Annotated in this window: 11 protein-coding genes; 9 read left to right on the top strand and 2 right to left on the bottom strand. The window is 29.3% G+C overall.

Going from position 1 to position 11,256, the window contains the following annotated elements:
* The first annotated feature begins 10 nt into the window (after window positions 1-10).
* Window positions 11-1,339: an MFS transporter gene (locus tag ACTTAW_RS03290; RefSeq protein WP_440651125.1), complete on the top strand. Its 1,329-nt coding sequence runs from the start codon at window positions 11-13 to the stop codon at window positions 1,337-1,339.
* Here the strand turns inward: ACTTAW_RS03290 and ACTTAW_RS03285 are convergent.
* Window positions 1,336-2,109 (bottom strand): MOSC domain-containing protein, encoded by a 774-nt coding sequence (locus tag ACTTAW_RS03285; RefSeq protein WP_440651124.1) that lies wholly within the window; start codon window positions 2,107-2,109, stop codon window positions 1,336-1,338. The two genes, ACTTAW_RS03290 and ACTTAW_RS03285, sit on opposite strands and share 4 nt — an antisense overlap.
* Window positions 2,110-2,120: 11 nt before the next feature.
* Here ACTTAW_RS03285 and ACTTAW_RS03280 point away from each other — a divergent pair, with 11 nt between their 5' ends.
* Genes ACTTAW_RS03280 through ACTTAW_RS03250 form a run of 7 tightly spaced genes read left to right on the top strand, consistent with a single transcriptional unit; the run spans window position 2,121 to window position 8,875 of the window.
* Window positions 2,121-2,945: a phytanoyl-CoA dioxygenase family protein gene (locus ACTTAW_RS03280; RefSeq protein WP_440651123.1), complete on the top strand. Its 825-nt coding sequence runs from the start codon at window positions 2,121-2,123 to the stop codon at window positions 2,943-2,945.
* Window positions 2,946-2,949: 4 nt separating this feature from the next.
* Entirely contained in the window at window positions 2,950-3,630 is a 681-nt protein-coding gene (locus ACTTAW_RS03275) for a formylglycine-generating enzyme family protein (RefSeq protein WP_440651122.1), read from the top strand.
* 26 nt (window positions 3,631-3,656) lie between these two features.
* Complete coding sequence (locus ACTTAW_RS03270) at window positions 3,657-4,997, top strand: pectin acetylesterase-family hydrolase (RefSeq protein ID WP_440651121.1); 1,341 nt, start codon at window positions 3,657-3,659, stop codon at window positions 4,995-4,997.
* Window positions 4,998-4,999: 2 nt separating this feature from the next.
* Entirely contained in the window at window positions 5,000-6,010 is a 1,011-nt protein-coding gene (locus ACTTAW_RS03265) for a Gfo/Idh/MocA family protein (RefSeq protein ID WP_440651120.1), read from the top strand.
* Window positions 6,007-7,080, top strand: coding sequence for a Gfo/Idh/MocA family protein (locus ACTTAW_RS03260; RefSeq protein ID WP_440651119.1), 1,074 nt, complete (start codon window positions 6,007-6,009; stop codon window positions 7,078-7,080). Before ACTTAW_RS03265 ends, ACTTAW_RS03260 begins: the two co-directional genes overlap by 4 nt.
* 23 nt (window positions 7,081-7,103) lie before the next feature.
* Window positions 7,104-8,033 (top strand): hypothetical protein, encoded by a 930-nt coding sequence (locus ACTTAW_RS03255; protein ID WP_440651118.1) that lies wholly within the window; start codon window positions 7,104-7,106, stop codon window positions 8,031-8,033.
* Between the two features lie 14 nt (window positions 8,034-8,047).
* On the top strand, window positions 8,048-8,875 hold the full coding sequence (locus tag ACTTAW_RS03250; RefSeq protein ID WP_440651117.1) for a phytanoyl-CoA dioxygenase family protein: 828 nt from the start codon (window positions 8,048-8,050) through the stop codon (window positions 8,873-8,875).
* On the opposite strand, the gene ACTTAW_RS03245 is transcribed toward ACTTAW_RS03250, so the two are convergent.
* Window positions 8,868-9,338, bottom strand: a complete 471-nt coding sequence (locus ACTTAW_RS03245; RefSeq protein WP_440651116.1) for a GFA family protein — start codon at window positions 9,336-9,338, stop codon at window positions 8,868-8,870. The genes ACTTAW_RS03250 and ACTTAW_RS03245 overlap by 8 nt on opposite strands.
* 173 nt (window positions 9,339-9,511) lie before the next feature.
* Between ACTTAW_RS03245 and ACTTAW_RS03240 the strand changes: the two genes are divergently transcribed.
* On the top strand, window positions 9,512-11,254 hold the full coding sequence (locus ACTTAW_RS03240) for a sulfatase-like hydrolase/transferase (protein ID WP_440651115.1): 1,743 nt from the start codon (window positions 9,512-9,514) through the stop codon (window positions 11,252-11,254).
* Window positions 11,255-11,256: the final 2 nt, after the last annotated feature.

Raw genomic sequence — 11,256 nt, 5'->3', positions numbered from 1 at the left:
AAATTTAGAAATGCAAAAAGAAGTAAAAAAATCCTGGGCCCTATTTATAGGTATTGGAACCATGATGATAGCTCATGGATTACAAATGCAGATAATGGGTATTAGATCTGTACTTGAAGACTTTAGTGTTTTTACTACAGGGATCTTCATGTCAGGATATTATATCGGCTACTTTGTTGGGTCTAGAACAACTCCAAATTTTGTATCTAAGGTTGGTCACATCAGAGTGTTTGCAGCTTTTGCATCACTTGCATCACTTAGTGCATTACTTGCCGTAGTTTATGTAAATCCATTTATGTGGACAGTAAGTAGATTTATAACAGGTATCAGTTTAGTTAGTTGTTATGTTGTAACTGAAAGTTGGTTAAACGATAGAGCAACTAATAAGAATAGAGGACAATTATTATCTGCATACATGATGGTAATTTATTTTGGTCTTGCAGTTGGAATGTTGTTACTTAACTTAAGTGAACCAAAAGCATATGAACCTTTTATTTTGGTATCTGTACTTTTATCTTTAGCGCTTGTTCCAATTTTATTAACAAAAAGACCAGCACCAAAATTTAAAAAAATTGAAACAATTAGTATTAAAGAACTTTATCAGATCTCTCCTCTTGGAACTTTTAGCTCTTTTTTCACTGGAGTAATTCATGCTGCATTTTTTTCATTGATCTCAGTTTATGCAACTCTTGCTCAACTCAGTTTATTTGAAACTTCAATTCTTTTATTTATTGCAACGATTGCAGGTGTATTTGGCCAAGGACCAATTGGATATTTTTCAGATCAATACGATAGAAGAAGAGTAATTATTGTAACAACATTTGGAAGTTCTGCTTTAGCGCTATTATCAATTTTAACTTCTAATGATCCTATACAAAATATTTATTATATGGATGAGCTTGCATTTAAAAAAATAGTTTTTTTTATTGCAGTTGGTCTTTATTCAAGTTTATGCCTTCCATTGTTTTCATTAAATCTTGCACACACTAATGACTTTGTTCCAAAATCTAAATTTGTTGCTGCTGGAGGAGGACTTCAATTAATTTTTGGTGTTGGTGCAATTAGTGGCCCAATTTTATGTTCTTTGTTTATGGAATGGTTTGGATTAAATGGATTTTTTGGATTTTTAATTATAGCTCATGCTTTAATTGGAGCATTTGGCTTATATAGAATGAGAGTAAGAGAAACTGTAGACAATCCAGATTCTACATTTACACCTGTTCCTGCAACCATCACACCTGCAGGATTAGAATTAGACCCAGATACTCCAGAAACATTAGATAATATTTCTACAAACGAAACAAAAAACGTTTTTGAAGAACCTAGTTCAACAAATTAAATTATAATTTTGTCCTCAATAGATATTTCACCATCCTCTAGAGGAATTAAATAAACTCCAAGATCCATGTGATCATAAAATTCTTTAAGTTTCTGAGGAAGGTTAAAGGTTATTTCACCTGATTTAGGTTTCAGATTTGTTGCTGAGCACCTTGGAATATGATCGTCAACTTTAAAAGGTACTCCATTAATATTGATGGTTTTACCTATCCAATTTCTCTCTTCCCAAGCATCTAAACCACTTATGTAGAAGTTTCCTCTGAACCTTTGATGCTCAACTTCCTTACCCATGTTTTTTTCAAAGTCTTTAATACTATTGTGATTTATCAAAGATATTGAGTTCATTACCTCTCCCCCACTATTTGTATCAAAAAAAGGATTTTGGTTATTCTTTAATAGAAATACCGGTCCTTTAACTTGGTCATCTAAATTTAATACTTCTTGTTCTATTAAACTTACTTCTTCTGGATTGTTAGGATTGATAGAAATTAATTTTTTTTTATCATCAAATAATTCAAGATTTCCTTCATTAAATTCAAATAAATATTTGTTAAGTATAGGTGTATTTTTTAAAGTAAGAAAATTTATTAATTTTCTATCACCAGGCTCCTGTTCCATCTTTTGAGCCTTTCCACTATCTAATAATCTTGAGAATGCAAACAAACGATCATTATTAATTCCTATATTTTTTTTAATCTCACATTTATTAATTTTTTGAAACGAGATTGATTTTACTGGTGAAAAATAAATAGAGGATATGCTAATATTCATTCCAAAAACATATGGCTAATTTAAATTCAAATCAACTTAAAGAATACCAAGATCAAGGTTACTTGGCCCCAATTGATATTTTGTCAAAAGAAGAGGCAAAAGAAGCAAGAGATGAAATTGAATTAATCGAAAAAGAAATGCCTGATGAAATTGATAAATCAGAAAGATACAATGCTCATTTAATATCACCAAAACTAGATGCCATAGTTCATAATTCAAAACTATTAGATGCTGTAGAAAGTATTATTGGAAAAAATATTTTAGTATGTGGAACAACTTTGTTTATAAAAAATCCTAATCAAGAAGGTTTTGTAAGTTATCATCAGGATGCAAAATATATTGGTTTAGAACCTCATAATTGGGTTACAGCTTGGGTAGCTTTAACAGATTCAAATGAAGAAAATGGTTGTATGAAAATGTGGCCTAAATCACATATAGAAATCAAAGATCATGATGAAAAATTTAATGAAGGAAATTTGTTAACAAGAGGTCAGACAGTTGATGATGTTCCAGAAGGTGAAGTCAAATCAGTTGAACTTGTTGCAGGTCAAATGTCATTACATCACCCAAGAATAGTTCATGGATCAGGAACAAACAAAAGTAATGACAGAAGAATTGGATTTGTAATCCAAAGTTATATTGGCACAAACGTTAAGCAAGTATTAGGTAAAAATAGTGTTCAATTAGCAAGAGGAGTTGATGAATTTCATCACCATGAGATAATTCAAAGACCAAAATCACTGATGAATAAAGAGGATTTGTTGATTAAAAAAAGAGAAAATCAAAATCTTCAAGATATTTTTTATAAAGGCTCAGATAAAAAAGGAAACTACTAATTAAATGAAGAAATTAATTATTTTGAGTTTATTTTTGTTTTCTAAAACATTTGCTTTTGAAAATCCTAAAATTGACTTTGGGAACTTTTCTTTAAATAAATATGAAATTACTATCCAAGAATTTAAAAATTATGCCAAAAAAAATAATTTGATAACTGAAGCAGAGAAAACTGGTGGTGGATATGAATGGGGTGCTGGTTGGGAAAAAAGAGCTGGTTGGACATATAAAACTCCATACGGCGAAAATCCTGATAGTGAATTAGAACCAGCAGTACATGTTAGTAGATATGAAGCTGAAGATTACTGTAAATCAATAGATGGTAGACTACCCTCTTTTGATGAATGGTCTTACGCTGCATACAAACAGGTATTTAATTCTTCAGAGTTTGAAAAAGGCAAAGTCTATAAATACCCAAGTGGGGATGAAGCAAAAAATATGAATTCTCAAGGGCTATTAAATTATGACAAACATATTGATGTAACTAAACTACCAGACGGAATTAATGGTTTAGTTGCAATGGGAGGAAATGTTTGGGAATGGATAGACGATCAAAAAAATGATAATTCATTAACAGCTGGTGCATCGTGGTGGTATGGAGGTTCTAAGACTTCTAAAAGTGGAGCGCAATACAAACCATCTAATTTTTATGCAATTTATGTTGGTTTTAGATGTGCCTTCGACTAATATTTTAAAAATCCAAAAATTATTGAATGATAAAATTTTTTATTACATTATTTTTTTTAATTTTTACTATCAGCTCTAGTTTTTCAAACGAGTTAAAACTTACTAAAAATCCCGATGCTATTTGTAACAATGGTGAGCAAGCTACATTTACAATAAAAAGAGCAAAATCAAAAAAATGGGCAATAATTTTACCAGGTGGTGGTGTTGCACGAAATGCTGATGAATACAAATCGCGATCTGAAGGTATGAAATCTCCTGAATTAAAACCTCATTATTTTGGACAAGCCATAGAGAAAGATGTTGAGGAAAAAAATTATAATATGGTGTTCATTCCTTATTGTTCTAGCGATCTTTATCAAGGTAACCATTTCAACATTGTAGATGGTAAAGAAATTCCTTTTAAAGGAAGAGTAATAGTTAATGATGTTATAGATCAACTTGATGAACAGCTTAAGAAAGCCGATGAGATTATTTTTTTAGGTTATTCTGCAGGAGCAATTGGCATTGGATTTCATGCAGAAAGAATTGGGCAGTATAGTAATGTAAGGGTTTTAGTAGATAGTTTTTGGTTCGATGAAGAAACAACTAAATTTTATGAAAATTTTGAAAAAAATAATGATCGAAGCTTTATCTATAAGGGATCTATGGAAGCTTGTAATGATAGTTGGGTTAGTTGTTTTCCATCAAGAAAGAACTTTGAAAAAAATAATATAAAAGATGTATTTTTTATTTGGAATATTGGAGACAGATATGCGGACCCAATAAAAGATAAACTAGCATTAAAAAAAGCAATAAAGAAAGATTTAGAATTTTACAGTGCTGGATTTAGTATTGAGGCTGACAAAAGAAAAATTTCAGGATTTGAAGATTGGGGACACGTCTTAGCTTGGGATAATAAAACTTATACTAAGAATTACTTTGATATGAGTCTTCAAGAAGCAGTAAATAATTGGATAGATAGAAAAGGAAATGCAGTAGTTGTTGATTATTTGCTTAGTGATGAAAAAAAAGCTGAAATTAATAAAAAATCAAAATTATTCGATGGAGAATATAAATTCAAATTACATCGAGTGTCAGAAGATGGTAAAAATAAAAAAATTGGTAATGGAAAACTTGAAATTAAAAATGGAAAACTAATCTTCTTTATAAAACCAAGTAAATTAAAAACTGGTTCAAAGGATCATTACGAAACAGCAGAAATTAATATAAACCCGAATGGAGAGTTAAACGGATCTATTAAACTTGATATATTAAGTGGTAAAGATAGATCGGAAATTTATTATTTTAACGGAATGCTTGATGATAAAATTTGGGGCACATCTCCAGATGAAAGTTTTTTTAAAGTTTATCTACAAATAAAAAAATAATTATGAAAAAAGCATTAAATCTTGGTGTTATAGGTATAGATCATGGTCACATCTTTGACATGCTTGATGAGATGTTAAAAGAAGGATGTACTTGTGAATACTTTTGGACTGAGGGTGATCCATTAACCTTAGTGGAATTTAATTCAAAATATCCAAACATTAAAAGAAAACAAAATAAGGAAGGAATATTAAATGATCCATCCATTGATATGATTTTAATATCTTCAATCCCTAAAGATAGAGCTCATAATTCAATAGAATCATTAAAAGCTGGAAAAGATGTGATGGTCGATAAACCTGGTTGTACTACTTTAGATCAATTAAATGAACTTAAACAAACAATAAAAGAAACTGGAAAAATATGGTCAGTTAATTTTTCAGAAAGATTTCATGTTGCAGCTGTTGCTAAAGCTGAAGAATTAGTTAACGAAGGAAAAATTGGAGAAGTAAAGCAAACAATTGGAACAGGTCCACACAGACAAGGCAACTATGAAAGACCTGATTGGTTTTATGATAGAGAGAGTTATGGTGGAATAATTACTGATATAGGCTCACATCAAATTCATCAGTTTTTAGTATTTACAAATTCAAATGAAGCAAAAATTAATCATGCACTTGTAGAAAATACTACCAAAAAGGAAAAACCTGGTTTTCAAGATTTTGGAGAGGTTAATCTAACTGGTAATGGTGGACATGGCTATATTAGACTGGATTGGTTTACTCCAGATGCGCTTCCAACATGGGGAGATGGAAGATTATTAATCCTTGGGAATAAAGGCTATATTGAAATAAGAAAATATACAGATTTAGCAAAATCAGAAAAAGGTAACCATTTATATTTAGCAAATAATGAGGAAGTTAAATACATCGATTGCTCTAATGTTAAGCTTCCCTACTTTAGAAATTTAATTAATGATGTAATCAACAGAACTGAAACTGCTTGTGCTCAGGAATTAACTTATCTTTCAATGGAACTTGCAATAAAAGCACAATTAAAAGCTGAAACAAAATGAAAAAATATCAAGTAGCAATTATTGGAACAAACATAGGTGCCAAGCACTATGAAGATTTTCAGAAGGTTAAAGATAGATTTAAAGTTCACACTTTATGTGGACTTACAAGAGAAGCAATTGACAATATTTTGTCAAAAGACACTGAAACAAAAGTATCTCTCAACTTTGATGAAGTATTAAAAATAAAAGAAATTGATATCATTGATATATGTCTTCCACCCCACTTACATTTTTCAGCTTGTAAAAAAGCAATGGAAGCTGGAAAACATGTAATTTGTGAAAAACCATTAGTATCAAGTCTTAAGGAAGTCGATGAATTGGAGAAGATTAGTAAAGAAACTGGTAAAATCATTTTTCCAGTTTTCCAATATCGATATGGTTTAGGATTTTCAAAATTAAAAGCATTAATTAAGTCTGGTTTAGCAGGAAAACCTTTGATTGCTTCCTTAGAAACGCATTGGAATAGAGGTAAAGATTATTATTCAAAACCTTGGAGAGGAACTTGGGAAGGTGAACAAGGTGGAGCTATATTAAGTCATTCGATACACATTCATGACTTAGCAAGTATGATGTTAGGTCCTGTTTCAAATGTATTTGCTAAATTAACAACTAGAGTAAATGATATTGAGGTTGAAGATTGTGCAGCTTTATCAATTGAAATGGAAAACGGAACTTTGGTTACAAGTTCAATTACACTTGGAGCTGCAAACAATACTAGTAGACTTAGATTTTGTTTTGAAGGATTAACAGCTGAGTCTGGTGCATCACCAGAAAAACCCTACAGTCCAGCTGATGATAAGTGGCATTTCTTACCAAGATCACCTGTTACTCAAGCTCAAATAGATAAAGTGTTGGCAAAAGTAAATGACTCTCAATCTTGGTATGCAGGTATGTTTGATGAAATTGCTAATAAATTAGATGGATCTACTAGTGATGAGGTAACTTTATCAGATGCTAGAAAATCTTTAGAATTTGTTACTGCTGTCTACGACTCTTCTAGGCAAAATAAAAACATTAAACTTCCAATAGATAAAGATAATCCTCTGTATAATTCGTGGTTACCAAAATAAATTAGTATATATTTTTAATTGTTATGAAAAAAATAATTTTATTCTTTTGTTTAATATTTTTTTTAAATAATTCTTTTGCTGAAACATTGAATTATAAAGATTTAGATAAACTGTCAAAAATTAATTCTTTTGTTGATGAAAAAGGTAAATCATATCCAATAGAAAATATTGAAAATAAAAAAAATTCAATTGTTATTATTTACAACCATGGAAGTACAAATGATCTAAAAAAAGACTCTTGTAGAAAAAATCCTTCTCATGGATTTATTTGGCAAGGCGCAGTTGTCCCTGCAATTCTAAAACTTCACAATCAAACTATTAAAGATAACAAAATTTTAATCTATAGAGTTTGTTCGGGTGTAAAAGGTATTTCTTTAAAGATAATGAAGAAATATCGTAAACAATTAAAAGAAAATGGTAAAATTGAATTGGTTGACGAATTTAAAAATTTAAAAAGACAAAAAATAATTTTAAATGAAGTAGAAAAATTAATTAGTTTAGGTTTTGAAAACATTATACTTTCTGGATATTCAGCAGGAGCTTGGGCTTCTTTAAATCTTCAATCTAGATTTCCTGAAAAAATTAAAGGCACAATTGCTATCAACCCAGCATTTGCAGGAAAAAAGTATGAATGGGGAAAAAAATATCCTGAGTGGGGAGAGTTAAGAAAAATGCAAATAGATATTATGAATAATTCACAAACATTAAATGCTATCGTATTTGCTCACAATAAAGATAAATGGGAAGATCAAGAAACATTGTCATTTCTAAAAAATTTTAAAGATTTGAACTTTGTTGATTATAGTGATCTAAAACCATCCAGCTGTACATGGGCAGATGTAGATAGAAAAATGGAAAGCGACAAGGGTCATAGCATTCCACAATCAAAGTGCTTTACTAAATACGTAGAAAAAAATAATTATTTTATAAATTATATTGAAACCCTATTTTAAAAAGTGGTTAACTCATGATTAATTTTGAGCTCTCTGAGAGTTTAATTGAAGAATTTAATAATAGTGGTTTTTTGATTTTAGATAACTTTTTAGATTTAAATTATATAGAAGATCTTAGAAATAAATTTGAGCCTTTATTTAAAGGTAATTTTGAAACAGGAATTGAGCCAGATGAATGGAATTGGAAATTTGGTAAAGATCCTGAAGATGTTACTCGTCAAATCTGTAATGCTTGGAAAGCAGATAATTTAATAAAAAAAGTAGTTTGTCATAAAATAATTGGCGAAGTTTGTTCTCGTTTAATGAACTGGCAAGGTGCAAGATTAGTTCAGGATAATGTTTTATGGAAACCACCTGGAGGAAAAACCTTAGGATTTCATCAAGACGCTGCTTATGATGATTGGCTTATTCCACAAACAATGATGACTTGTTGGATGTCATTAGATGATACCTCAAAAGAAACTGGAACCTTAGAATATATTAAAGGCTCTCATAAATGGGGACTTCAACCACCTAAAGGAGAATTTCACTCTCCTGAAGATTATAAAAAAGAATTAAACATTTTTGCTGAAAAAAATAACAAACAAATAGAAGTTGCTTATGTAGAGATACCAGCTGGTGGTGTTTCATTTCACCATGGCTTTACCTGGCATGGATCAGGCATAAATACTTCAAGTAATCACCGCCGAGCAATTGTTTCTCATTGTGTTCCAAGTAATGCAAAATTTCATCCAACAAATGAAGGTGGAACAGCTAAAACATATAAAAAATATAAAAAAGAAAATAGTGATTTATTAGATGAAGAATATTTTCCTCTTTTATGGGAAAATAATTCTATTTAGATCCATCAAACCTATCTTCATCCTTTTTGGTTGGATTGTACGTAGGAGATGTTTCAAATTGTTCTTCACATTTGATATCAATATAAGGTGCTTTTGATCTTGTAAAAATCTCACCTGATACTCCAAACCAAAAACTTGGTGGATCAAATGTTGCAGCAGCAATTGCTGTTAAACCTTTTAAAGCAGGTGCTGATATTGTCCAATAAACACTAGTCCCACATTTTTTACAAAAATTTGTTTCAAAAGTATTTCCACTCTCGGTTACAAACTTATATTGATTATAATTTTGTGAAAGATGTTTTACATTTTCTTCTTTAAACCAAGCACCAACACCAAAAGGACTACCTGATCTTAGTTGGCAATATCTACAATGACAAACTCTAGCTCTTTCTGGATTGCCAGTTGTTTCATATCTGCTTTCTCCACAAGCACAGCCACCTTGATGAATTTCTTTATCTGACATAATTAAAGACTATAGTGTTTTAATAACTTAATTCAAATAAGATCTATGTTTGAAAGATTGAATAAAATTTACCAATAAATATATTTTCGTATTATATTTATATAAGTTGTCAAAAAAAAATTTGAAGCTAATAATAAAGAAATAAAGTGACCAACAATTTTTTAATAAATTAAATGATATCATCAAAACTTAAAAATCTTACTCAATTAATTCTGGATCTAAATATTAGTGCACTATTTGTTTTCTTAAACATGTTAATCCTAAGATATGTACTTATACATGGTCCTACTGCAGTATTTTTAGATAGAAGTTATAAACTAGTTGGATTAGCATTCGTAATACTAGGTATTACATTTGTATTATTTTATATAAAAACTAAAAACTTTAGATTTAAATGCAATTTTGAATTTCCTAAATTAGGTGACTTTCTCTTAATTTCATTTCCAATGTCACCTGTAATTGGATTTGCTATTATAAATAGTGAATATCTTAACTTATTTGGTTTTGTTCAAGTAATTGGGGTTTCTCTAATTTTTAGTATTATTTTGAGTCTAATTTTGCCATTAATATTTAGCTATATATCATCCTACAAAATGCTAATGATTTCAGGTCTGGCATTATCTTTTACAATTTTAACTATGCCCTCAATAACCTCAAATCCTGATAGCCATTTTTTTAATAGTCAATTTATTACACAGCTAATTTATTTATCTTTTTCATTTTTAATTATTTATATTTTTTATTTATTTCATAGAAAAATAGCATATACGATCACAGTAGTATTTATGCTAACAGGAACTGCTGGAAGTTTTTATGAAAAATATTTAAATCAAGAATTTGCTGAGAAACAGTCTACAGATAGATTAGAAAAATTTATAAATGAAAAAAAAAATGAAATAATTGATATCAGAAATATCTATATATTAGTATACGAGTCATATCCAAACATAGAAACTTTAGAACATTATGGTTTTGATAACAGCAAACAAATAAATTTTTTAGAAAATAATAATTTTAAAATATACAGCGGAATATACTCAAATGCTGCATCTTCATTAGCTTCAATATCAAGAGTATTTGATATAAGTGGCAAATTATCAAAGAATGTAAGATATTATACATCAGGAAATGCATTTGGTTTAAATGTATTTAAAGCAAATGGATATGATACTGTAACTATATACAAATCTCCTTATTTTTTTGGAGAATATCCAATTACTTGGGATAAATTTTATCCAAAAGCAAACATAAAAAATATAGGGGGAGAAACCATCACAAAGGCAATTTATGAAGGTGAATTTCGTTTTGATATTTTTGATGATAATTATAGTTATGAAAAATATTTAAAGTTAAAAAAAAAATATTTAGTTTCAAAGCCAAAAAAACCTATATTGTTGTACTCTCATAATGGATTTCCTGGGCACTCAAGTAATTCTGGGAAATGTTCGGCTAATGAAAAACAAAATTATTTTAATAATTTAGAAAAAGCAAATATCGAAATGAAAAATGATATTAATGCAATTAAAAATAACAATCCAAATTCAATAATTATTTTATTAGGTGATCACGGACCTTATCTTACAAAAAATTGCACTGTTTTAAGAAACTTTAATATGGATTTAATTGATAAACACGATGTTCAAGATAGATATGGGGCATTTTTGGCGATTCATTGGCCAGAAAAACTTCCTATTAAACAAAATGATATAGAATTAATACAAGATATATTTCCTACTATTCTCTCAAATGTAACTAAAAATCAAAAAGCCTTTGATGAATTAAAAATTGATAGGAAATTTTTTGATCGATTTACTACAAGAATTGGCGGTGTAAATGTATCTAATGGAATATTGATAGGTGGAAAAAATGATGGAGAACCACTTTTTGATAAAAGATCATATAAAATTAAAAAATAGGA

The organism is Candidatus Pelagibacter sp. HIMB1495, from assembly GCF_052047955.1.
Classification (GTDB): Bacteria; Pseudomonadota; Alphaproteobacteria; order Pelagibacterales; family Pelagibacteraceae; genus Pelagibacter.
The sequence above is the reverse complement of the archived record's forward strand: the minus strand, read 5'-3'. Positions and strand labels throughout refer to the sequence as shown.